Origin of the sequence: Nocardioides sp. T5 (genome assembly GCF_048161455.1) — a bacterium.
In the GTDB taxonomy this organism is placed as follows: domain Bacteria; phylum Actinomycetota; class Actinomycetes; order Propionibacteriales; family Nocardioidaceae; genus Nocardioides.
In genome coordinates, this window is sequence record NZ_CP182415.1 from 608,061 (window position 1) to 630,189 (window position 22,129).

Sequence of the window (22,129 nt, forward strand, 5' to 3'; positions counted from 1 at the left end):
GCCACCCCACGAAGTTCTCGTCCTCCTCCGCTGCGCTCCTCCGCACGACAACTCCGAGGGGACCCCGACCATGACCTTCTGGATCCTGGCCCCGATCATGGTGGCCGCCGCGCTGGGCATCCTGTTCGTCCGCAAGGCCGTGCACGCCGCGCTGCTGCTCGCCGTGGTGATGATCAGCCTCGCGTTCCTCTACGCCGTTCTCGACGCGCCCTTCCTCTTCGCGGTGCAGATCATCGTCTACACCGGCGCGATCCTCATGCTGTTCCTGTTCGTGATGATGCTCATCGGCGTCGACGCGACCGACTCCGTCGTGGAGACCATCCGCGGCCAGCGGGTGATGGCGGTCGTCCTCGGCCTGCTGTTCGGCACCGTGCTGGTGCTCGGCATCAGCCAGGTCGCACTCGGCGCGGTGGTCGGGCTCGACGAGGCCAACGCCGGCGGCAACGTGCCGGCCATCGCCAACATCCTGTTCTCCCGCTACGTCTTCGCGTTCGAGGCCACCAGCGCCCTGCTGATCACCGCAGCGCTCGGCGCGATGGTCCTCGCCCACCGCGAGCGCCTGACGCCGAAGGCAGGCCAGGCCGAGCTGGCCGCGCAGCGCATGCGCGACTACGCCGAGCACGGCAAGCACCTCGGGCCGCTGCCCTCGCCGGGCGTCTACGCCCGCCACAACGCGGTCGACACCCCGGCCCTGCTGCCCGACGGCACCGCCGCCGAGTCGTCGGTCTCCCGGGTGCTCGCCGCCCGCGGCACGGTCCGCTCGGCTCCCGCGCTCGCCGACGACATCGACGACGTACGCCGTCAGATCGGCGACCCGACCGCGATGCCCGAGACCTCGGGCAAGGCCGGCGCGCCCGCCACCACCGAGGAGGACGTCAAGTGACCGAGTACATCGTGCTCTCGGCGATCCTCTTCACGATCGGCTGCGTGGGTGTCCTCACGCGCCGCAACGCCATCGTGGTGTTCATGTGCGTCGAGCTGATGCTCAACGCCTGCAACCTGGCGTTCGTGGCCTTCGCCCGCCAGCACGGCAACCTCGACGGCCAGATCACCGCGTTCTTCGTGATGGTCGTGGCGGCTGCCGAGGTCGTGATCGGGCTCGCGATCATCATGACCATCTTCCGCACCCGACGCTCGGCCTCGGTCGACGACGCCAGCCTGCTGAAGTACTGAGGGAGCGCTCGTGAACCTGTTGTCCCACTCAGTCCTCGCGGCCGGCCTGCCGATGGCCGAGGAGGGTGCGCACACGCCCGTGGTCGCGCCCGACATGGGAGCCGGCGGCGTCTTCGACCTGCTGTGGCTGGTCATCGCCCTCCCGGTGCTCGGTGCGGTCCTGCTGCTCGGCGTCGCGCCGTTCCTGCCGGCCTCGCTCAAGGCGGCCGCCGACAAGCACGGCCACCTCGTCGGCACCGCGATGGCGGCGCTGTCCTTCGTGCTCAGCCTCGTGCTGTTCGTCGCGCTCCTCGGCCGCGACGCCGAGTCGCGCCAGGTCGGCCAGCAGCTCTGGACGTGGTTCGAGACCGGCTCGCTGACGGTCGGCATGGACCTGCTCTACGACCAGCTCGCCGCGCTGTTCCTGCTCCTCATCACCGGCGTCGGGTCGCTGATCCACGTCTACGCCATCGGCTACATGGAGCACGACCCGCGTCGTCGTCGTTTCTTCGGCTACCTCAACCTGTTCGTCGCGGCGATGCTCACGCTGATCCTCTCGGCGAACTTCGTGGGCCTCTTCCTGGGCTGGGAGGGCGTCGGCCTGGCGTCGTACCTGCTCATCGGCTTCTGGCAGCACAAGCCGTCGGCCGCGGCCGCGGCCAAGAAGGCGTTCGTCATCAACCGTGTCGGTGACATCGGCCTGTCGCTGGCGATCGCGCTGATGTTCGCCACCTTCGGCACCACCGACTTCGGCGCGGTCAGCGAGCTCGCCGGCGAGGCGAGCCAGGGCACGCTCAACGCCCTCGGCCTGCTGCTCCTGCTCGGCGCGTGCGGCAAGTCCGCGCAGGTGCCGCTGCAGGCGTGGCTGCTCGACGCGATGGAGGGCCCGACCCCGGTGTCGGCCCTGATCCACGCGGCGACCATGGTCACCGCCGGTGTCTACCTCGTGGTCCGCTCGAACTTCATCTACGAGCTCACCCCCGTCGCGCAGACCGCGGTCGTCATCGTCGCCACCGTCACGCTGCTGTGGGGCGCGATCCTCGGCTGCGCCAAGGACGACATCAAGAAGGCGCTGGCCGGCTCGACGATGAGCCAGATCGGCTACATGATGCTGGCCGCCGGCCTCGGCCCCGTCGGCTACCCGTTCGCGATCTTCCACCTGCTCACGCACGGCTTCTTCAAGGCCAACATGTTCCTCGGTGCGGGCTCGGTGATGCACGGGATGAACGACGACGTGGACATGCGCCACTACGGCGCGCTCAACAAGGCGATGCCGGTCACCTTCCTGACCTTCGCGATGGGCTACCTCGCGATCATCGGATTCCCGGGCTTCTCCGGCTTCTGGTCCAAGGACAAGATCATCGAGTCGGCCCTGGCCGACAACCTCGTGATCGGCCTGCTGGCCCTCCTCGGCGCCGGCATCACCGGCTTCTACATGACCCGCCTGATGCTGATGACGTTCTTCGGCGAGAAGCGCTGGGAGGCCGACGTGCACCCGCACGAGTCGCCCAAGGTGATGACCGTCCCGCTGATCGTGCTGGCCGCGCTGTCGGTCCTCGGCGGCGCCCTGCTCCTCGGTGACTGGATCGTCACGTGGCTCGAGCCGGTGACCGGTGTCGCCGAGCACCACGAGCCGCCGCTGCCGGCCATCGTGATCACGCTGATCATCACCGCCGTCGTCGCCCTCGGCGTGGCCGCCGCCTGGTTCCTGGTGGGCAAGCGCGAGATCCCGCGCGAGGCCCCGCAGGACGTGTCGTTCGCGACCCGCGCCGCTCGTGCCGACCTGTACGGCGACGCGATCAACGACGCGGTCGTCGTACGACCCGGAGCCGGGCTGGTCGGTGGCCTGACCACCTTCGACCGCGTCGGGGTCGACGGCGTCGTCGAGGGCGGTTCCTCCGCCGTCGGCGGCCTGTCCACCACGATGCGTCGAGTCCAGAACGGCTTCGTCCGCTCCTACGCCCTGTCCCTCCTCGGTGGCGCCCTGCTGGTCGTCCTCGCTCTGCTGGCGGTGAACCTCGGATGATCCTGACTGTCCTGATCCTGCTGCCGCTCGTCGGCGCGCTCGTCACGGCCTTCGTGCCGGCCGCGCTCGCCCGACTGGTCGGCCTCGGCTTCGCTGCCGCGACCCTCGTGGCCGGCATCGTGGCCGCGACGCAGTACACGGTGGGCGGCGGCATGCAGCTCACCGAGACCCGCACGTGGATCGAGTCCCTCGGGGTCCACTACGCGCTCGGCGTCGACGGCCTCGGCCTGCTCATGGTCCTGCTCACGGTCGTCCTCGTGCCGATCGTGCTGCTCGCCGGCTGGCACGAGTCCGACGCCCCGGGCAACAACGGCGCGAAGTCCTTCTTCGCCTGGACCCTGGCCCTCGAGGCCATGTCGCTGGCCGTCTTCACCGCCACCGACGTGCTGCTCTTCTACGTCGTCTTCGAGGCCACGCTGATCCCGGCCTACTTCCTCATCGGCGGCTTCGGCCGGGCCGGCCGGGGGCGTGCGGCGACCAAGTTCCTCATCTACCAGCTCGCCGGCGGCCTCATCATGCTCGCCTCGGTGATCGGGCTCTACGTCGTCTCCGCCGATGCGGGCAGCCCGAGCTTCCTCATCAGCGACCTGGCCGCCATCGACATCGACGAGACGACCCAGCGCTGGCTGTTCGTCGGCTTCTTCGTCGCGTTCGCGATCAAGGCGCCGATGTTCCCGGTGCACACCTGGCTGGCCGACACGACGGAGAAGGCGACCACCGGCACCTCGGTGCTGCTGGTCTGCATCCTCGACAAGATCGGCACCTTCGGCATGCTGCGGTTCTGCCTCGGGCTGCTGCCCGACGCCTCGCAGTGGGCGACGCCGGTCGTGGTCGTGCTCGCGCTGGTCTCGATCATCTACGGCGCGCTGGTCGCCATCGGCCAGGACGACATCCTGCGCCTGATCGGTCTCACGTCGCTCTCGCACTTCGGCTTCATCGTGCTGGGCATCTTCGTCTTCAGCTCAAACGGCAGCACCGGCGCGATCCTCTACATGGTCAACCACGGCATTGCGACGGCGCTGATGTTCCTGGTGGCCGGATTCCTGATCCACCGCACCGGCACCGCCTCCATCCGCGAGATGGGCGGGGTCGAGAAGGCAGCGCCGGTGCTCGCCGGCTTCTTCCTCGTCGGTGGCCTCGCCGCGGCCGGCCTCCCCGGCCTGTCGCCGTTCGTCTCCGAGATGCTCGTCATCATCGCCGCGTTCGACCACCACTGGCTGGTCGGCTCGGTCGCGGTGCTCGCGATCGTCCTGGCCGCGTTCTACGCGCTCTGGATGTACCAGCGGACGATGACCGGCCCCGACCGGGTCGGCATGGCCCCGGTGGCCGACCTCGACCGCCGTGAGGTGGGCATCCTCGCCCCGCTGCTGCTCGCGCTCGTGCTGTTCGGCTTCTACCCGATGCCGCTGCTCGACGTCATCAACCCGTTCGTCCACGACTCGCTCGCGAGTGTGGGCATCGGCCAGGAGGGTGGTCCCCAGTGACCGAGTTCGTGAAGCCCAGCATCGAGTACTTCGAGCTCTGGCCCCTGCTGGTCGTCTTCGGTGTCGCCTGCCTCGGCGTCGTCGTCGAGGCGTTCCTCCCGCGTTCGGTCCGCTACACCACCCAGGTGGTGCTGGCCCTCGGCGGCCTCGTGCTCGCGCTCGTCGGGGTCGTGCTGGTCGCCCAGGACGTCCAGACGTACGACGACGGCGCCGCGCGCGGCGTGCTGGCCGTCGGTGGCACGATCGCGGTGGACGGGCCGAGCCTCTTCATCTGGGGCCTGGTCCTCGCGCTGGCCATCGCCGGCGTGCTGCTCTTCGCCGAGCGCCACCTCGACGGCGGGGTGTCGGCGTTCGCCGGCCAGGCCGCCGCCGTGCCGGGCACGGATGCGGAGACCGCGTCGATCGCGGCCAACCGCGAGCACACCGAGGTCTACCCGCTCATGATGTTCGCGGTCTTCGGCATGATGCTGTTCCCGGCGGCCAACGACCTGCTGACGATGTTCGTGGGCCTCGAGATCCTCTCCCTGCCGCTCTACCTCCTGAGCGGCCTCGCTCGCCGGCGGCGCCTGCTGAGCCAGGAGGCCGCGCTCAAGTACTTCCTGCTCGGTGCGTTCTCCTCCGGCTTCTTCCTCTACGGCGCGGCGCTGCTCTACGGCTTCGCCGGCTCGCTCGACTTCGCCTCGATCAACGAGGCGGTGCGCAACGACGTCGGCAACCAGGCCCTGCTGCTCATCGGCACCGGACTGCTGTCGGTCGGCCTGCTCTTCAAGGTCGGCGCCGTGCCGTTCCAGGCATGGACGCCCGACGTCTACCAGGGCGCTCCGACCCCGGTCACCGCCTTCATGGCGGCCGGCACCAAGGTCGCCGCCTTCGGCGCGATCATGCGCCTGTTCTACGTCGCGCTCGGCGCCGACCGCTGGTCGTGGCAGCCGATGCTGTGGATCATCGCCGTGCTGTCGATGTTCGTCGGTGCCGCCCTGGCCATCACGCAGACCGACATCAAGCGCCTGCTGGCCTACTCCTCGGTCGCGCACACCGGCTTCATCCTCACCGGTGTCATCGGGCTGCAGGCCGCCGACCAGCTGGCCGTCGGGGAGATCAGCTCGGTCCAGGCCGTGCTCTTCTACCTCGCCACCTACGGCTTCGCCACGATCGGCGCCTTCGCGGTCGTCAGCCTCGTGCGCGACGGCGGTGGCGAGACCACCGCCATCGACCGCTGGGCGGGCCTCGGCAAGGAGTCGCCCGTGGTGGCGGCCGTCTTCGCGTTCTTCCTGCTGGCCATGGCGGGCATCCCGCTCACCTCCGGCTTCGTGGGCAAGCTCGCGGTGTTCTCCGTGGCCCTCGCGGCGGGCGCCTGGCCGGTCGTGGTGGCTGCGGTGCTCGCGAGCATCGTGGCGGCGTACCTCTACGTCCGGGTCATCAAGGTCATGTACTTCGACGCGCCCGTGGGCGACGGTCCGAGCGTGGCGTACCCCTCGGTGCTCACCGCCACGACCATCGCCGTCGGGGCCGCGATCACCCTCGTCCTCGGCGTGCTGCCGGGCCCGGTGCTCGACCTGGCGGCGGTTGCGGGAGAATTCATCAGGTGACCGACTCGCCCCTCGCCATGCCCGTCGTCGACCCCGCTCTGGAGGAGCGGCTCGTCGAGCGGCTGGCGCGCATCGAGGAGATGCTCGCCGACCACTGCAAGGGGCGCGCCCAGTTCGTCTCGGAGGCCGCGACCCACCTCATGATGGCCGGCGGGAAGCGCTTCCGGCCGCTGCTGGTGCTGCTCGCGGCCGAGGCGGGCCCCGACCCCGACGCGGACGCCGTCGACACCGCCGCCTGCGTCGTCGAGCTCACCCACGTGGCCTCGCTCTACCACGACGACGTGATGGACGAGGCGTCCCTGCGCCGCGGCGCCCACACCGCCAACGCCCGGTGGGACAACAACGTCGCCATCCTCACCGGCGACTTCCTGTTCGGCCGCTCCTCCGAGCTCACCGCCGAGCTCGGGCCCGAGGCCGTCCTCATCCAGGCCCGCACCTTCACCCGCCTCGTCGAGGGCCAGATCATGGAGACGGTCCCGCCTGGTCCCGGGGAGGACCCGCTGGCGCACTACCTCGACGTCGTCGCCGGCAAGACGGGCTCGCTCATCGCCACGTCCGCGCGCTACGGCGCGATGTTCAGCGGCGCGCGTGCCGAGGTCGTGGAGGCGCTGAGCTCCTACGGCGAGATCGTGGGCTCGGCGTTCCAGCTGACCGACGACATCCTCGACATCGCCTCGGAGTCCGACACCTCCGGCAAGACGCCGGGCACCGACCTGCGCGAGGGCGTACCCACCCTGCCCGTCCTGATGGCCCAGGCCTCGACCGACCCGGCCGACGCCCGTCTGCTCTCGCTCCTCGGCCGCCCGCTGGCCGACGACGCCGAGCACGCCGAGGCCCTCGAGCTGCTGCGCCGCCACCCCGCCATCGACCAGGCCCGCGACCACGTGCTCGCCGAGGCCGCCCGTGCCAAGAAGCTCCTCGAGGCCCTCGACCCCGGCCCCGTCCGTACGGCGCTGGAGTCCTTCGCCGACATCGTCGCCACCCGCACCTCCTGACGCTCGCCGCGCCGCCGCCGCTCGTGCGCGGGTGGAGCGGTGCGTGAGGCATGTTCTGCGGCCTGAGAAGCTGCGTAGCTCACCGCTGCGGCGGTGGTGGGGCCACCTTCCGCGCGCCCGGAGTGTGGGTGGGCCACCGCCCGCCCCGCGTGTCGTACGTCGGCGCGCGGGGGAGCGGTGCGTGAGGCAGGTTCTGCGGCCTGAGAAGCTGCGTGGCTCACCGCCAGCGGGCGACCGGCCGGCGCGCGGTGCGTGAGGCAGGTTGTGCGGCCTGAGAAGCTGCGTGGCTCACCGCCAGCGGGCGACCGGCCGGCGCGCGGTGCGTGAGGCAGGTTCTGCGGCCTGAGAAGCTGCGTGGCTCACCGCTGCAGCGGTGGTGGAGCCACCTTCCGCGCGACCAAAGTGTGGGTGGGCCACCGCTCGGGGGGGCGGGAGTCACACGGCGCTGGCGTGGGCGACGAGGCGCAGCTGGCGGCGGCGGTGGTTGAGCGCCTCCACGGTGAAGATCACGAGGGCGACCCAGACGAGGCCGAAGCCGATCCAGCGGCTGGCGGGCATGTCCTCCTGGAAGACGAGGATGCCGAGGGCGAACTGGATGGTGGGGGCGAGGTACTGCAGCAGTCCGAGGGACACCATCGAGACCCGGATCGCCGCGGCCCCGAAGAGCATCAGGGGCACGGCGGTGATGATGCCGGTGGTGGTGAAGAGCAGCGCGTGCCCGATCCCGTGGCTGCCGAAGCTCGAGGCACCGGTCACGACGAGCCAGGCGACGTACGCCGCTGCGAACGGCGCGATGATCATGGTCTCCAGCGTGATGCTCTCCACGGCTCCGACGCCTGCCTGCTTCTTGAGCAGGCCGTAGGTGCCGAAGGAGAAGGCGAGCACGAGGGCGACCCAAGGGGGGCGGCCGTAGTCGAGGGTGAGCACGACGACCGCGACGAACGCGATCGCCATCGCGGCCCACTGCAGCCGTCGCAGGTGCTCGCCGAGGACGAGGACGCCCATGAGCACGGTCACCAGCGGGTTGATGAAGTAGCCCAGTGACGTCTCGACGACGCGGTCGTTGTTGACGCCCCAGATGTAGCCACCCCAGTTGACGGTGATGACGACGGCCGCGCAGCTGATCAGGACGAGCTTGCGCCGGTCGCGGAGCAGGGCGCGGAACTGCGGGACGCGCCGCGCCAGCACGAGGATGACGAGCATTGTCAGCACCGACCAGACGATGCGGTGGGCGAGGATCTCGAGCGCACCGGCCGGCTCGAGCAGCGTCCAGTAGAGAGGGAACGTGCCCCAGAGGGTGTAGGCCAGCGCGCCGAAGATCAGTCCGCGTCGGCTATCTGGCACTCCGGGAGTCTAGAGGTGGCCCGTCGCCTACGATGGGGTGGCCTCGGGGGCGGGACCCCGGCAGGTCAGAAACGTCATCACCACTGAGGGGGAACTCACCATGCGGACTCTCCGCACCGTCCTGGCGGCGCTCGTCGCCGCACTGCTCGTCGTCGGAGCGCTCAGCACGAGCGCCGGCGCCGGGTCGCAGCCCAAGCGGATCATCGAGGAGATCCCGCCGAAGACCAAGCAGGTCTCCTACAACGCCTTCAAGCTCAAGGGCACCGTCATGGAGCCGCAGCTCGACGGCACCCTGCTGCCCTACGCCGAGCAGAAGGTGAAGATCCTCAAGAAGAAGTGCGGCACCTGCAAGTGGAAGACCGTCAAGAAGGTGAAGACCAACGAGAGCGGCGTCTTCAAGACCCGCATCTACGCCCCGGACCGCGGTCGCTGGAAGTGGCGCTCGAAGGTCGACAACTCCAACGGCTTCGGCAACACCAAGGGCAAGGTCTGGACGCTCTACTTCGACTGAGCCCCGGTCACCGCGCCTCGACGACCTGACGGACGATCAGATGATCGTCCAGGTGTCGCCACCGCCGATCAGCTCCGCCAGACGGGCGGAGGGGTCGGCGGTGGCGCCATTTCCGGCGTCGGTCGTGGCGGACGCGACCTGCTCCCGGGCCTGGTCGTCGTAGGTCGGCCGCTCCACCTGGCGGAAGATCCCGATCGGCGACTGGTCGAGGTAGTCGGCAGCGGTCAGGCGCGAGATCGCGAACGCCATCGTCGGGTCGTCGCAGTGCGCGTCGTGGACGAGCACGTCGTCGGCTGCCACGTCGGTGGTCGCCACGACCTTCACGCCGCCGGACGCCGGGTCGCGTACGAGGGCCTTGGATCCACGACCGTCCTCCAGCTGGGCGCCGAAGGTGATCGGCTCGCCGTGCACGAGCGGGATGATCGCGTCGGCCTTGGTGTCGGGCGACTTGATCGCGTCGAACGCGCCGTCGTTGAAGATCGGGCAGTTCTGGTAGATCTCGACCAGCGAGGTGCCGCGGTGCGCGGCGGCGGCGGCCAGCACCGAGGTGAGGTGCTTGCGGTCGGAGTCGATCGTGCGCGCGACGAACGACGCCTCGGCGCCGAGCGCCAGCGACACCGGGTTGAACGGGTGGTCGACCGATCCCATCGGGGTCGACTTGGTGACCTTGCCGGTCTCCGAGGTGGGGGAGTACTGGCCCTTGGTCAGGCCGTAGATCCGGTTGTTGAAGAGCAGGATCGTCATGTTGACGTTGCGGCGCAGCGCGTGGATGAGGTGGTTGCCGCCGATCGACAGCGCGTCGCCGTCACCGGTGACGACCCACACCGACAGGTCCTCGCGGGCCGTGGCGATGCCGGTGGCGATCGACGGCGCACGGCCGTGGATCGAGTGCATGCCGTAGGTGTCGAGGTAGTAGGGGAAGCGCGAGGAGCAGCCGATGCCGGAGACGAAGACGATGTTCTCGCGGCGCAGGCCCAGGTCGGGCAGGAACGACTGGACGGCCTTCAGCACGGCGTAGTCGCCGCACCCGGGGCACCAGCGCACCTCCTGGTCGGAGGTGAAGTCCTTGCCGGTCTGCGGCCCGTCGGCCGCCGGTACCTGCTCGGTGCCGGAGCGCAGTCCGGGGAGGCCGAGGTCCGTGAGAGGTGAGGTGCTCATCAGATGTGCTCCTTCTGGGAGGGCTCGCCCCAGACGCCGAGGTCGATGTCGACGCCCTCGGCCTGTCCGACCAGCTCGCCGATCGCGTGGGCGAGCTCGGTGGCCTTGAGGGGCAGTCCGCGGACGTGGTTGTAGCCGACGGCGTCGACGAGGTACTTCGCGCGCAGCAGCAGGGAGAGCTGGCCGAGGTTCATCTCGGGCACGAGCACCTTGTCGTAGCCCTTGAGGACCTCGCCGAGGTTGCTCGGGAAGGGGTTGAGGTGGCGCAGGTGGGCCTGGGCGACCTGGTAACCGGCCTTGCGCACGCGGCGTACGCCGGCGCCGATGGGGCCGTAGGTCGACCCCCACCCGAGGACCAGCACCTTGGCCTCGCCCGACGGGTCGTCGACCTCGACCGGCGGGATCGAGTCGGCGATCCGGTCGACCTTGGCCTGCCGGGTGCGGACCATGAAGTCGTGGTTGGCGGGGTCGTAGGAGATGTTGCCGTGCCCGTCGCCCTTCTCGAGGCCGCCGATGCGGTGCTCGAGACCGGCGGTGCCGGGGATCGCCCACGGGCGCGCGAGCGTCTTCTCGTCACGCAGGTAGGGCCAGAACTCGGCGTCGTCGCCCGAGCCGTGGTTCTTCTCGGTGGCGAACGCGGGGTCGATGACCGGCAGGTCGTCGACGGCCGGGACGCGCCAGGGCTCGGAGCCGTTGGCGAGGTAGCCGTCGGAGAGCAGCAGCACCGGGGTGCGGTAGGTGACGGCGATGCGGGTGGCCTCGACGGCCGCGGCGAAGCAGTCGCCGGGGGACTGGGGCGCCACGATCGGCACCGGCGCCTCGCCGTTGCGCCCGAACATCGCCTGCAGCAGGTCGGCCTGCTCGGTCTTGGTGGGCAGGCCGGTCGAGGGGCCGCCGCGCTGGACGTCGACGACGACGAGCGGCAGCTCGGTCATCACGGCCAGGCCGATCGCCTCCGACTTCAGCGCCACGCCGGGACCGGAGGTGGACGTCACGCCGAGGTGACCGGCGTACGACGCACCGATGGCGGCGCCGACGCCGGCGATCTCGTCCTCGGCCTGGAACGTCGTCACGCCGAAGGACTTGTGCTTCGACAGCTCGTGGAGGATGTCGGAGGCCGGGGTGATCGGGTAGGTCCCGAGGAACAGCGGGAGACCTGACTGCACGCCGCCCGCGACCAGGCCGTAGGCCAGCGCGAGGTTGCCGGTGATGTTGCGGTAGGTGCCGGGGGGCATCACCGCCGGCTTGATCTCGTACTGGACCGCGAAGGCCTCGGTCGTCTCGCCGAAGTTCCACCCGGCCTTGAACGCCGCGAGGTTGGCGTCCCGAATGTCGGGCACCTTGGCGAAGCGCTTGGTCAGGAACGCCGTCGTCGGGTCGGTGGGACGGCCGTACATCCACGACAGCAGCCCGAGCGCGAACATGTTCTTCGCGCGCGAGGCGTCCTTGCGCGAGAGGCCGAACTCCTTGACCGCCTCGACCGTCATGCCGGTCAGGTCGACGGTGTGGAGGGCGTACTCGGCGAGGGTGTCGCCGTCGAGCGGACTGGCGGTGTAGCCCGCCTTGGTGAGGTTGCGGGCGGTGAAGTCGTGGGTGTCGACGATGATCGTCGCGCCCTTGTGGAGGTCGCCGAGGTTGGCGCGCAGCGCAGCCGGGTTCATCGCGACGAGCACGTCGGGGGCGTCGCCCGCGGTGAGGATGTCGTGGTCGGCGAAGTGGACCTGGAACGACGACACGCCGGGCAGGGTGCCCTGGGGCGCCCGGATCTCGGCGGGGAAGTTGGGCAGGGTGACCAGGTCGTTGCCGAACGCCGCGGTCTCCTGGGTGAACCGGTCACCGGTCAGCTGCATGCCGTCACCGGAGTCCCCTGCGAACCGGATGATGACGCGGTCGAGCTGCTTGACCTGCTTGTCGGTGTGGGTCACCTCTGCCCTGCTTCCTACGTGTCGCGAGAGTCCTGTCCCGGCTGCCCACGATAGTCGCGGGCCCAGCGGATTCCTGCCGCTCCCCACGTGATGGACGCCTCTCCCGTACCCCGTTCGCTGCGTGCGTGACCCACGACACGCTCGCAGCGGCAGCGCCGTCTGGCTCACCCCTGCGGCGGGACCCGTGGCGGCCCGGCCAAAGGCGGCGGCCGTCCGACCACCCCGCGGGGCGGGGCGAACGTCTGCGGTGGGACGTCGGCGGGGCTAGCGTGCGACTGTGACCATCACGACCACCACGTCCGACGAGCTGTGGGCGGCTGTCGAGACCTTCGACGCCGAGGCGGCGGAGGTCGCCATCGCCCGGCTGCTCTGGGACGTGCCGTTGTCCGGCGCGGTGACGGGTGTCGTCCTGCCCTTCCTGCAGGAGGTCGGCGACCGGTGGGAGGCCGGCACGCTGTCGGTCGCCCACGAGCACTTCGTCAGCGACATGCTGCGGCGCAAGCTGACCGCGCTGGCCGCCGTGCCCCCGGCCCCGCTTCTCGCGGACGCCGCCGCGGTCGCGCCGGTCGTCCTGCTCGCCTGCCCGCCGGGGGAGCGGCACGACATGGTCCTGCTGTGCGTGGCGCTGATGCTGCGCGAGCGCGGCGTACGGGTGCGGTTCCTGGGGGCCGACACCCCCGTGCCGGCCATCCTCACCGCGGCACGGGGCACCGGTGCCGACGCGGTCGTGCTGGCAGCGACGCGACCGACGATGTTCACCTCGCACGCCTCGGCCCTGCGCAAGCTCGCCGCCGACCACCCGCTGTACGCCGCCGGGCGCGGCGCCGACGACCAGACCCTCGCCGAGATCGGCGCGCTCCCGCTGCCGGCCGACCCCGTCCGTGCCGTCGTGGTGCTGGTCGGCGCACTGGCGCAGCTCCGCGGTGGCTGGTGACGGTGGTCAGGAAGGCGCCCGCCGCATGAAGAACGCCCCACGACCAACCCCCTGGTCGCGGGGCGCTCTCGCCTCTGGCGGTGCGGCAGTCCCCCGTGCGACTCCCACCCGCGTACGAGCAAACCTAGGCAGCGCGACGCTGGCGGTCCCGGTCTTCGACAGATCTTCGACGTTTCCGACAGAACCGTCCCGACACCGCCGGTCTCAGCGGTAGTTGGTGAACTGCACCGCGAAGTCGTAGTCCTGCGACTTCACCAGCTGCTGGACGGCCTGGAGGTCGTCGCGCTTCTTGGACGAGACGCGCAGCTCGTCGCCCTGCACCTGCGCCTTGACGCCCTTGGGGCCCTCGTCGCGGATCAGCTTGGAGATCTTCTTCGCGTCCTCGGAGGTGATGCCCTCCTTGAGCGCGATGTCGATCTTGGAGACCTGGCCGGACTGGCGCGGCTCGGAGGCGTCGAGGATCTTGAGGCTCTGGTTGCGCTTGATCAGCTTGTCCTGGAAGACGCTGAGCACCGCGCTGGCGCGGTCGTCGGCGGAGGCGGTGATCTCGATCGCCTGCTCGCCCTTCCACTCGATCGACGCCCCCGTGCCCTTGAAGTCGAAGCGGGTCGCGATCTCGCGGGCCGCCTGGCTGAGGGCGTTGTCGACCTCCTGGCGGTCCAGCTTGCTCACGATGTCGAAGCTCGAGTCAGCCATGTCGTTGTGCCTCCTTGGGGGCCTCCTGGAGCGGGCCCCGGCGATTCGTGGTGAAGTGCGTGCCTTGCTATTGTTCCGCACGGCCCGGCAGGTTGCCCGAGCGGCCAAAGGGAGCTGACTGTAAATCAGCCGGCATTGCCTACAGAGGTTCGAATCCTCTACCTGCCACTGGACGCAGTCCAGTCGCGAGACCCCCGCACGGTGTGCGGGGGTCTCGTGCGTCCGGGGCCTCGTGCAGTGTGGGTGGGGACTGCTTGACTGCCCGGGTGAGCGATCCCGCCCCGCCCGACGACGCCTGGCTCGACGCCGAGTGCCGGCGCCTGCTCGGCTTCGGCCGCCGTGTCGTGCACCCACGCGGTGGCGCGGCGTGGCTCGACGACGACGGGGCGCCCGACCTCGGTCGCCCGGTGCACACGTGGATCACCAGCCGCATGGTCCACGTCTTCGGGCTCGGTGCGCTGATGGGCGTCGAGGGGAGCGCGTCGATCGCCACGGCCGCCCTCGCGGGGTTGCGTACGACGTTGCACGACGACGAGCACGGCGGCTGGTTCGGCGCCGTCGCCCCCGATGGCGAGCCCGACGGTGCCAAGTCCTGCTATGCGCACGCCTTCGTCATGCTCGCCGGGTCGACGGCCGTGGCGGCCGGGCTGCCGGGCGCGGAGCCGCTGCTGGCCGAGGCGACGCAGGTCTTCGAGGCACGCTTCTGGGACGACGGCCTCGGCCGCGTGGTCGACGAGTGGGACCGGGCCTGGGCGACGCCCGCGCCCTACCGCGGCCTCAACTCCACGATGCACGCGCTCGAGGCGATGCTGGCCGTCGGCGACGTCACCGGCGACGACGTGTGGCACCGGCGGGCGGCCCGGCTGGCCGGCCTGGTGGTCGAGCTCGCACCGTCGTACGACGGACGGCTGCCCGAGCACTTCGGCCCCGACTGGTCGGTCGACCTCGACCTCAACCGCGACCGGCCCGACGACCCGTTCAAGCCCTACGGCGCGACCGTCGGGCACGGCCTCGAGTGGTCGCGGCTGCTGCTCCACCTCGAGGCGACCCTGGGCGAGGCGGCACCCGCCGGGCTCCTCGACACCTCGCGCCTGCTCTTCGACCGCGCGGTGGCGGACGGGTGGCACGCCGACGGAGCACCGGGCTTCGTCTACACGACCGACTGGGAGGGCCGGCCCGTCGTCCGCGAGCGGATGCACTGGGTGAGCGCCGAGGCGATCGCGGCCGCCGCGGCGCTGCACCGGCGTACGGGTGAGGAGCGCTACGCACGGCGCTACGCCGAGTGGTGGGCCTACGCCCGGGAGCACCTCCTCGACCGCGAGCGCGGGTCGTGGCACCACGAGCTCGACGCGGCCAACCAGCCGCAGGCCAGCGTGTGGCCCGGCAAGCCCGACCTCTACCACGCGGTCCAGGCGACCCTCCTCCCACGGATGCCGCTGGCGCCGAGTCTCGCCCGTGCGATGGCGCTGTCGGACGGTCGGACGGCCCGGGCATGATGGGCGCATGACCGACGCGCAGCCCCGGATCCTCGTCGTCGGCGAGGCGCTCGTCGACGTGGTGCCCGCTCCCGACGGGACGACCCGCGACCACCCCGGCGGCAGCCCCGCCAACGTCGCGATCACCCTCGGCCGGCTCGAGCGCGACGTACGCCTCGTCACGCTGCTCGGCGACGACGAGCGTGGTGCCGTCGTCCGCGCGTGGCTGGAGGCCAGTGACGTCACCGTGCTGGCCGGCCCGACCAGCTCGGGACGCACGTCGAGCGCGGCGGTGACCCTCGACGAGACCGGCGCCGCAACCTATGAGTTCGACCTCGACTGGGACCTGCGGTCGGTGCCCGAGGAGGCGTGCGACGTGCTCCACGTGGGCTCGATCGCGACGGTCCTCGACCCGGGTGCCGACACGGTGCTCGAGGCGTTCCGCACCCACCGCGGACGGGCGCTCCTCTCCCTCGACCCCAACGCGCGTCCGGCGATCACCCCCGACCGCGCCGGCCCGGTGGCCCGCGTCGAGCAGCTCGTCGCGCTCGCCGACGTGGTCAAGGTGAGCGACGAGGACCTCCACTGGCTCCACCCGGGAGACGACCCCGTCGCGACCGCCACCCGGTGGGCCGACGCCGGCCCGGGACTGGTCGTCGTGACGCGTGGCGGCGCCGGCGCGGTCGCCGTACGCCCTGGCGGGACCGCGCTCGAGGTGCCGGGCGTGCCCGTCGCCGTGGCCGACACCGTCGGTGCGGGCGACACCTTCAGCGGCGTGCTCATCGACGCCCTCCTCGCGCTCGGCGTGCACGGAGAGGGTGCCGCCGAGGCGCTCGCAGCGCTGACCGACCGCGACCTGCTCGACGTCGTCACCACCGCCGCCGTGGGCGCGGCGATCAACGTCTCCCGACCGGGCGCCGACCCGCCGACGCGCGCGGAGCTCTCCTCCGCGCTCGGCGTGGGCCGCGAAGCCGGGCAGGAGTGAGCGCGGAGCAGATCCACGACATCGGCAGGCGGCGGGCCTGGGTCATCTGGCTGGTCTCGCTCGCCGTCTACGTGCTGGCGGTCTTCAACCGCAGCTCGCTCGGGGTCGCGGGGATCATCGCGTCCGAGCGGTTCGACATCAGCGCCACCCGCCTGGCGACGTTCACCGTGCTGCAGCTGGTGGTCTACGCCGGCATGCAGGTGCCGGTCGGGGTCCTGCTGGACCGCTACGGCTCGCGCGCCATGCTGCTGGCCGGCCTGGTGATGATGAGTGCGGGCCAGCTGGCCTTCGCCTTCACGACCTCCTTCGGCGGAGCAGTCGCGGCCCGCGCCGTCGTGGGCGCGGGCGACGCGATGATCTTCGTGAGCGTGATCCGGCTCGTCACGATCTGGTTCCTGGTGCGGCAGGCGCCGATGGTCACCCAGCTCACCGGCCTCACCGGGCAGCTCGGCGCGATTGCCGCGGCCGGCCCGCTGGCGTACCTCCTCCAGGAGCTGGGCTGGACGCGCACGTTCGCGCTGGCCTCCAGTCTCGGAGTCGTGATGCTCGTCGCGGTCCTCGCCCTCGTCAAGGACTCGCCCTACCGGCGCTCGGACGTGGTGGCCATCAAGCTGCGTGCGCTGGCCCAGTCGGTGCGCACGGTGTGGGGCAACCCCGGCACGCGGCTGGGGATGTGGTCGCACTTCTCCTCGCAGTTCTCCGTCACGGTCTTCACCCTGCTGTGGGGCTACCCGTTCCTGGTGCAGGGCCTCGGCTGGTCGTCGCGCGAGGCCAGCACCCTGCTGATGGCGATGACGGCGTGGGCCGTGGTGAGCGGGCTGGTCCTCGCACGACTGGTGGGCCGGCTGCCCTACTACCGCTCGTGGATCGTGGTCGGTGTCGTCCTCACCATGGTGGTGCCGTGGACCGCGGTCCTGCTCTGGCCCGGCGTCGCGCCGACGTGGCTGGTGGTGGTGATGGCGTTCGCCACGGCCAGCGGGGGACCGGCCTCCATGGTCGGCTTCGACCTCGCCCGCTCGTTCACCCCCCCGCACGAGACCGGCCGCGCCAACGGGCTCGTCAACATCGGCGGCTTCACCGCCTCGCTGCTGACCATGGCGCTGATCGGCGTCGTCCTCGACCTGTCCTCGCCGGGCGGCATGGAGTCCTACACCCTCGGCGACTTCAAGCTCGCGCTGGCCGTGCAGTACGTCTTCTGGACGCTCGGCGTCGTCCAGACGCTCCGCTACCGCCGCCGCGGCCTGGCCCACCTCGCCCGCATGCACCCGGGCTCGGTCGAGCAGATGAGGGCCGGGCACCCCTTCGTCCACCCGGGGATCGGCACCGAGGGCGTGTAGCGGGGTCTTCAGTCGTTCGGGGCGCCTTCGGGACTGCCTGACATCTTCAGTGATCCCCGGTCAGCCGGCCGTTCCTGAACCTGTCGGCCCGTGCACGGGCTGACATGTTCAGGCGTTGCCGCCGGGTCCGGCGTACGGCATCAGGGCGTGGGCCCGCGGGGCGCGGGGCCAGAACCGCCGCACGTGCGTGGGAAGTGGCCCTCGCCCGAGCGTTTCGGGGGCCACAACCGCCGCACGTGCGGCGAATCGGGTCAGCCGATCTCGCCGTCGCCGTCGGGGTCGAGGTCGCCGGTGGGGTCCTCGGCGGTCGGGTCGTCGAGGAAGTCACCACCGACGGGGTGGCCCTGCCACGACACCATCTCCCAGCCGGAATCGTGATCGCCCTCGAGCACGATGAGCGCGGTGTTGTGGAGCGGCTGGGTCGCAGGCGGGGCGTCGGGGTGGGGGACCATCCGGGTCGAGACCCAGGTGCGGAGTGCGGCGCCGTGGCTGACGACGAGGGCGGCGTCGTGGCCGGCCTCGACGATGGCGCGCACCGCCGCGTCGTAGCGGGCGAGGAACTCCTCACCCGTCTCACCACCGGGCATCCGGTGGGCGAGGTCGCCCTCGAGCCACGTGGCGACGGCGCCGATGTAGCCGGCGACCGCGTCGTGGTCGCTGCGCATCTCGAAGTCGCCGGCGTCGATCTCCCGCAGCCCGTCGAGCTGGACCGGCTCGAGGCCGCGGTCCTCGGCGGTGGGGGAGGCGGTCTGGTGCGTACGCACCCGGCTGGAGACGTAGATCGCGTCGAGGCGCTCGTCGGCGATGGCCTTCGCGGCCGCCGCTGCCTGGGCGCGGCCGAGATCGGTCAGGTCGAGCCCGGGGTGGGCGGTGTCGAGCTCGCCGGAGACGTTGGCGTGGGTCTGGCCGTGTCGCATGAGCAGGAGTCGCAAGGTAGTGGTTCCTCAGCAGGGCGGGCGGAAGGGGTCAGCTGTTGAACGGGGACGTCTTGCTGGACGCGAGCTCGCGCGCCTGCTCCAGCGGGACGTCCTCCAGGGCGGCGGCGATGTCCGAGCCGACGTGGCTCACCTCGGTGCCGCGCTCGAGCAGCACCTGGGTGTGCACGAGGCGGTCGTCGTAGGCGTGCACCATCGTGAACCCCTGGCCCGCGTCGACCCCCGAGACGAAGCGGTCGACCGGCGCCGGGTCGATGGTGTAGCAGCTGGCTGCGGTCACCGAGACGGGTACGCCGGCGAAGGTGGACCACGTCGGCAGGTGGAGGTGGCCGGCCAGGATGCCGCGCACGTCGGTCCCGGCGATGACGTCGGCGAGCGCCTGCTGGTCGTGCAGCTCGATCAGCTCGGCGGCGCGGATCATCGGCAGGGGGAGCGGTGGGTGGTGCATCGCCAGCAGCGTGCCGTGCTCGGCAGGGGTGGCCAGCACGTCGGCGAGCCACGCCAGCTGCTCGGGGAGCAGCTCGCCGTGGTGGTAGCCCGGCGCGCTGGTGTCGAGCGCGACGATCCGCAGCCCGTCGACCTCGTGGACGCGGTCCTGGCAGCCGGCGTCGTCGGAGTCGAAGAGTGCCTTCGCGAACGGCGCTCGCTCGTCGTGGTTGCCCATCGTCCAGACCACCGTCGCGCCGATCCCTGCGGCGAAGGGCTCGACGATCGAGCGAAGGGTGTCGTACGCGTCGGGCTCGGCCCGGTCGGCGAGGTCACCGGTGAAGACGATCGCCTGCGGGGCCGGGGACACCGCCGCCAACCGGTCGAGCGTGCGACGCAGGTTGGCGTCGTTGTCGATCACGCCGTAGTGGAGGCCGCCGCCACCGATCAGGTGCGGGTCGCTCAGATGGGCGACGACGTGCCGCGGGGCGGCGTACTGGCCGAGCTGCTTCACGGGGAGCAGCCTAGGACCAGCGACAAGGGCCATGACGCGTCGTCACCGGGGTTGGCCGGCCGTTCACCCGGCCGTCGGGTCGCGGTCGGCGTCCGCGAATAGCGTCCCGCTCGTGGTGGCGCGCGGGGTGGTCGGCAGCCTGCTGGTGCTGCTCGGCGGGCTGGTGGTCGCGACCATCCCCAGCGGCTACGCGGTGGCGGGCCTGCTGCAGCCCGTACGGGGCTCGGCCACCGGGCGGATGCTGGGGCTGGTGGTCGTGCTGGTGGGTCTCGGTCTGCTCGCCTCGGCCTGGCTCCGCCTGTGCCGCCTCGCGTCCCGCGCCGACGTCGCGAGCCGACCGGCCCTGGTGACCCGGGTGCGCGCCACGACCGTCGCGTGGTCGCTGCCGCTCCTGCTGGCTCCGCCGCTCTTCTCCCGCGACGGATGGTCGTACGCCGCCCAGGGAACGATGGCGGACCGGGGGATCTCGCCCTACGAGCACGGGCCGTGGAGCCTGGTCGGGCCGCGCGCGGTGCCGGGGCCGATCGTGGAGGGCGTCGACCCGCGCTGGATGGGCACGCCCACGCCGTACGGTCCCGTGCCGCTGATCGGCGGCGACCTCGCCGCGGGCCTGACCGGCGACCCGTGGCTGCTCGTGGTGGCCCACCGCGGCCTGGCGCTCGTCGGGCTGGTGCTGCTGGCGTGGGCGGTGCCGAGGCTGGCGCGCTGGTGCGGGGCGGACCCGGCCCTCGCCTCCGGCCTCGTGCTGGCCTCGCCGCTGCTGCTCGCCAACGGTGTCGCCGGGTTGCACAACGACCTCCTCATGGTCGGGCTGATGGCGGCCGCCGTCGTCCTCGCCCGCGACCACGGGTGGGTCGCCGGTGCCCTGGACGCCGGGCTCGCGGCCGGGGTGAAGCTGCCGGGAGGCCTGGCCTGCGTGGCAGTCGTGCTGCTGACGCTGCCCGCCGCGGCGCCGCTCGTGCTCCGGGTGCGCCACGCGGCCCGCGTCGCCACCGTGGCGGTGGCCGCGCTCGTCGTGCCGGGCGTGGTGTGGGGACTGGGCGTCGGCTGGGTCGGGGCGCTGTCCGTGCCCGGCAGCGTCCTCACCCCGCTGTCGCTGCCGACACTGCTCGGCGGCTGGCTCGACCTCCTCGCCCGGGCCGTGGGCTCGGGCCTGCCGGACGCGACGTTCCTCGACCTCGTCCGCACCCTGGCGCAGGCCGCGGTCGTCGCGGTCGTCGTCCGCGTGCTGGCCACCCGCCCGACGGGCGACCCCGCAGCGGCGGTCCGCGCGCTCGGTCTGGTCATGCTCGCCGTCGTCGCGCTGAGCCCGGTGGTGCACCTGTGGTACCTGCTGTGGGTGGTGCCGTTCGTGGCGGTCCAGCGGCTCGGCCGGGGAGCCACCGTGGCGCTGGTCGCCGTCTCGCTCGTCGGTGGCCTGGTGGCGCCGATGGACTCCTCCCTGCACGGCGCCTACCTGGCGATCGTGGTCGGCTCCCTCGTGGTGGCCGCCGTGGCCGTGGTGCTGCTGGTGACCCGCCGGGCGCGCGAGCGGCTCTCCGGCATCGCGACCGAGGAGTGGACCGCGAGCATCGACGCCACGGTCGTCGACCACGGGTAGTCCTCCGCACGCGACCGAGCCGCCGCGCGGCGCCCGGCCACCGGGCGGGCCGCCACCTCGAGGACGGCGTCGCCCAGCGGCTCCGGTTCCGGTGCCGCCCAGGCGCCGGACGACCCGTCCACGAGCTCGCGCGCCCCGCCGCGGTCGGCGGTGACCACAGGGGTGCCCGAGGCGAGTGCCTCCAGCACGGCGAGCCCGAACGTCTCGCCCGGGCACACGCTCAGGGCGACGTCGGCGTGCGCCAGGGCCCGGCTCAGCAGGTCGGGGGAGTCGACGTAGCCGTGGAAGCGGACCCGCGCGTCACCCGCGACCTCGACGAGCTCGTCGCGGTGCGGTCCGACGCCGTAGACGTCCAGGCGCACGGGTACGCCGCGGCGGTGCAGCGCGACCGCGGTCGCGACGGCGAGGTGGGGGCTCTTCTCGCGGGAGAGGCGACCGGCGTGCACGAGGCGCAGCACGTCGCCCGCGGCGTACGGCCGGGGCCGGAACGTCTCGAGGTCCACGCCGAGCGGCACCCGGACGACCGGGCAGTCCGCGGCGTCGGCGACCTGCTGGAACTCGCGCCGGGCGTAGTCGGAGGTGACGACGACCGTGTCCACGCTGCGCACCAGCAGCCGGTTGAGCAGTCCCACGGAGACCTTGGACGTCGTGTCGAGGCCGGTGCGCAGCGCGAGCATGTCGTCGAGGCGCTCGTGCGACAGCAGCACCGACCCGATCCCGTTGCGCCCGGCCCACCGGGCGACCGGCAGCAGCGTCAGCTTGTCGCTGAGCTCGACCGACGTGGGCCGCCACTGCTCGAGGACCTCGATGACGCGCCACGGCTCGACGATCAGGCGGTAGCCGCCACCGACCCGCGGAGCCCGCAGCTGCACCACGTCGCCCAGTGGGGTCGTGGTCCGGGCGTCCTCCGGGCCGGGTACGACGAGCAGGCGGGCGTTGCCGGCCGCGACGTACCCCCTGCCCAGGGCGCGCAGGGCGGTGCGCATGCCTCCCGACGCAGGTCCGACGAAGTTGGCCAGCTGGGCGATGCGCATGGGCGCAGG

At 71.7% G+C, this 22,129-nt stretch carries 18 protein-coding genes, 1 tRNA gene and 1 pseudogene; 13 read left to right on the forward strand and 7 right to left on the reverse strand.

The window, feature by feature from the left end; all coding sequences use genetic code 11:
* Positions 1-70 precede the first annotated feature (70 nt).
* The 6 genes from ACNKF0_RS02945 to ACNKF0_RS02970 all read left to right on the forward strand — a co-directional run bounded on the left by ACNKF0_RS02945 (position 71) and on the right by ACNKF0_RS02970 (position 7,246).
* Complete coding sequence (locus ACNKF0_RS02945) at positions 71-883, forward strand: NADH-quinone oxidoreductase subunit J (protein WP_299923129.1); 813 nt, start codon at positions 71-73, stop codon at positions 881-883.
* Positions 880-1,173, forward strand: a complete 294-nt coding sequence (gene nuoK / locus ACNKF0_RS02950) for an NADH-quinone oxidoreductase subunit NuoK (RefSeq protein WP_254180917.1) — start codon at positions 880-882, stop codon at positions 1,171-1,173. The genes ACNKF0_RS02945 and nuoK overlap by 4 nt, the downstream gene beginning before the upstream one ends.
* Positions 1,174-1,267: 94 nt before the next feature.
* Complete coding sequence (nuoL, locus tag ACNKF0_RS02955) at positions 1,268-3,178, forward strand: NADH-quinone oxidoreductase subunit L (protein ID WP_299923199.1); 1,911 nt, start codon at positions 1,268-1,270, stop codon at positions 3,176-3,178.
* Positions 3,175-4,662: an NADH-quinone oxidoreductase subunit M gene (locus ACNKF0_RS02960; protein ID WP_299923126.1), complete on the forward strand. Its 1,488-nt coding sequence runs from the start codon at positions 3,175-3,177 to the stop codon at positions 4,660-4,662. Before nuoL ends, ACNKF0_RS02960 begins: the two co-directional genes overlap by 4 nt.
* A complete protein-coding gene (nuoN, locus tag ACNKF0_RS02965) occupies positions 4,659-6,251 on the forward strand; it encodes an NADH-quinone oxidoreductase subunit NuoN (protein WP_299923124.1) in 1,593 nt (530 codons plus the stop codon). Before ACNKF0_RS02960 ends, nuoN begins: the two co-directional genes overlap by 4 nt.
* A 17-nt stretch (positions 6,252-6,268) precedes the next feature.
* Positions 6,269-7,246, forward strand: coding sequence for a polyprenyl synthetase family protein (locus ACNKF0_RS02970; protein WP_416958411.1), 978 nt, complete (start codon positions 6,269-6,271; stop codon positions 7,244-7,246).
* 435 nt (positions 7,247-7,681) lie between these two features.
* Here ACNKF0_RS02970 and rarD read toward each other — a convergent pair whose 3' ends face one another.
* Entirely contained in the window at positions 7,682-8,590 is a 909-nt protein-coding gene (rarD, locus tag ACNKF0_RS02975) for an EamA family transporter RarD (protein WP_416955621.1), read from the reverse strand.
* A 100-nt stretch (positions 8,591-8,690) separates the two neighbouring features.
* Here rarD and ACNKF0_RS02980 point away from each other — a divergent pair, with 100 nt between their 5' ends.
* Positions 8,691-9,101 carry a hypothetical protein gene (locus tag ACNKF0_RS02980; protein WP_416955623.1) on the forward strand — a complete coding sequence of 137 codons (411 nt, stop codon included), beginning with the start codon at positions 8,691-8,693 and terminating at the stop codon, positions 9,099-9,101.
* A 36-nt stretch (positions 9,102-9,137) separates the two neighbouring features.
* On the opposite strand, the gene ACNKF0_RS02985 is transcribed toward ACNKF0_RS02980, so the two are convergent.
* Positions 9,138-10,259 carry a 2-oxoacid:ferredoxin oxidoreductase subunit beta gene (locus tag ACNKF0_RS02985; RefSeq protein WP_416955625.1) on the reverse strand — a complete coding sequence of 374 codons (1,122 nt, stop codon included), beginning with the start codon at positions 10,257-10,259 and terminating at the stop codon, positions 9,138-9,140.
* Positions 10,259-12,184: a 2-oxoacid:acceptor oxidoreductase subunit alpha gene (locus tag ACNKF0_RS02990; protein ID WP_416955627.1), complete on the reverse strand. Its 1,926-nt coding sequence runs from the start codon at positions 12,182-12,184 to the stop codon at positions 10,259-10,261. The genes ACNKF0_RS02985 and ACNKF0_RS02990 overlap by 1 nt, the downstream gene beginning before the upstream one ends.
* Positions 12,185-12,461: 277 nt before the next feature.
* On the opposite strand from ACNKF0_RS02990, the gene ACNKF0_RS02995 reads away from it, so the two are divergent.
* Complete coding sequence (locus ACNKF0_RS02995; protein WP_416955629.1) at positions 12,462-13,118, forward strand: cobalamin B12-binding domain-containing protein; 657 nt, start codon at positions 12,462-12,464, stop codon at positions 13,116-13,118.
* A 204-nt stretch (positions 13,119-13,322) separates the two neighbouring features.
* Here ACNKF0_RS02995 and ACNKF0_RS03000 read toward each other — a convergent pair whose 3' ends face one another.
* Positions 13,323-13,814 (reverse strand): YajQ family cyclic di-GMP-binding protein, encoded by a 492-nt coding sequence (locus ACNKF0_RS03000; RefSeq protein ID WP_172258000.1) that lies wholly within the window; start codon positions 13,812-13,814, stop codon positions 13,323-13,325.
* 86 nt (positions 13,815-13,900) lie between these two features.
* Here ACNKF0_RS03000 and ACNKF0_RS03005 point away from each other — a divergent pair.
* The 4 genes from ACNKF0_RS03005 to ACNKF0_RS03020 all read left to right on the forward strand — a co-directional run bounded on the left by ACNKF0_RS03005 (position 13,901) and on the right by ACNKF0_RS03020 (position 17,611).
* A tRNA-Tyr gene (locus tag ACNKF0_RS03005) sits at positions 13,901-13,982 on the forward strand.
* A gap of 98 nt (positions 13,983-14,080) precedes the next feature.
* Entirely contained in the window at positions 14,081-15,310 is a 1,230-nt protein-coding gene (locus tag ACNKF0_RS03010; protein ID WP_416955632.1) for an AGE family epimerase/isomerase, read from the forward strand.
* A 7-nt stretch (positions 15,311-15,317) separates the two neighbouring features.
* A complete protein-coding gene (locus ACNKF0_RS03015) occupies positions 15,318-16,274 on the forward strand; it encodes a carbohydrate kinase family protein (RefSeq protein WP_416955634.1) in 957 nt (318 codons plus the stop codon).
* Entirely contained in the window at positions 16,271-17,611 is a 1,341-nt protein-coding gene (locus ACNKF0_RS03020) for an MFS transporter (RefSeq protein ID WP_416955636.1), read from the forward strand. The genes ACNKF0_RS03015 and ACNKF0_RS03020 overlap by 4 nt, the downstream gene beginning before the upstream one ends.
* A gap of 251 nt (positions 17,612-17,862) precedes the next feature.
* On the opposite strand, the gene ACNKF0_RS03025 is transcribed toward ACNKF0_RS03020, so the two are convergent.
* Both ACNKF0_RS03025 and ACNKF0_RS03030 read right to left on the reverse strand, forming a co-directional pair.
* On the reverse strand, positions 17,863-18,543 hold the full coding sequence (locus ACNKF0_RS03025; protein WP_416955638.1) for a histidine phosphatase family protein: 681 nt from the start codon (positions 18,541-18,543) through the stop codon (positions 17,863-17,865).
* A 34-nt stretch (positions 18,544-18,577) separates the two neighbouring features.
* Complete coding sequence (locus ACNKF0_RS03030; protein ID WP_416955640.1) at positions 18,578-19,486, reverse strand: phosphodiesterase; 909 nt, start codon at positions 19,484-19,486, stop codon at positions 18,578-18,580.
* 31 nt (positions 19,487-19,517) lie between these two features.
* On the opposite strand from ACNKF0_RS03030, the pseudogene mptB reads away from it, so the two are divergent.
* Positions 19,518-20,954, forward strand: a pseudogene (mptB, locus tag ACNKF0_RS03035) (polyprenol phosphomannose-dependent alpha 1,6 mannosyltransferase MptB); the annotation flags it as partial.
* On the opposite strand, the gene ACNKF0_RS03040 reads toward mptB, so the two are convergent.
* Entirely contained in the window at positions 20,939-22,120 is a 1,182-nt protein-coding gene (locus ACNKF0_RS03040) for a glycosyltransferase (protein ID WP_416955642.1), read from the reverse strand. The pseudogene mptB and the gene ACNKF0_RS03040 sit on opposite strands and share 16 nt — an antisense overlap.
* Between the last annotated feature and the right edge of the window lie 9 nt (positions 22,121-22,129).

What these genes read in the sequence shown, in the direction of transcription:
- ACNKF0_RS02945 (WP_299923129.1), top strand. Translation starts at nt 71, where the DNA reads ATGACCTTCTGGATCCTGGCCCCGATCATGGTGGCCGCCGCGCTGGGC.
- nuoL (WP_299923199.1), top strand. Translation starts at nt 1,268, where the DNA reads ATGGGAGCCGGCGGCGTCTTCGACCTGCTGTGGCTGGTCATCGCCCTC.
- ACNKF0_RS02960 (WP_299923126.1), top strand. Translation starts at nt 3,175, where the DNA reads ATGATCCTGACTGTCCTGATCCTGCTGCCGCTCGTCGGCGCGCTCGTC.
- ACNKF0_RS02970 (WP_416958411.1), top strand. Translation starts at nt 6,269, where the DNA reads ATGCCCGTCGTCGACCCCGCTCTGGAGGAGCGGCTCGTCGAGCGGCTG.
- ACNKF0_RS02980 (WP_416955623.1), top strand. Translation starts at nt 8,691, where the DNA reads ATGCGGACTCTCCGCACCGTCCTGGCGGCGCTCGTCGCCGCACTGCTC.
- ACNKF0_RS02985 (WP_416955625.1), bottom strand. Translation starts at nt 10,259, where the DNA reads ATGAGCACCTCACCTCTCACGGACCTCGGCCTCCCCGGACTGCGCTCC.
- ACNKF0_RS03000 (WP_172258000.1), bottom strand. Translation starts at nt 13,814, where the DNA reads ATGGCTGACTCGAGCTTCGACATCGTGAGCAAGCTGGACCGCCAGGAG.
- ACNKF0_RS03015 (WP_416955634.1), top strand. Translation starts at nt 15,318, where the DNA reads ATGACCGACGCGCAGCCCCGGATCCTCGTCGTCGGCGAGGCGCTCGTC.
- ACNKF0_RS03040 (WP_416955642.1), bottom strand. Translation starts at nt 22,120, where the DNA reads ATGCGCATCGCCCAGCTGGCCAACTTCGTCGGACCTGCGTCGGGAGGC.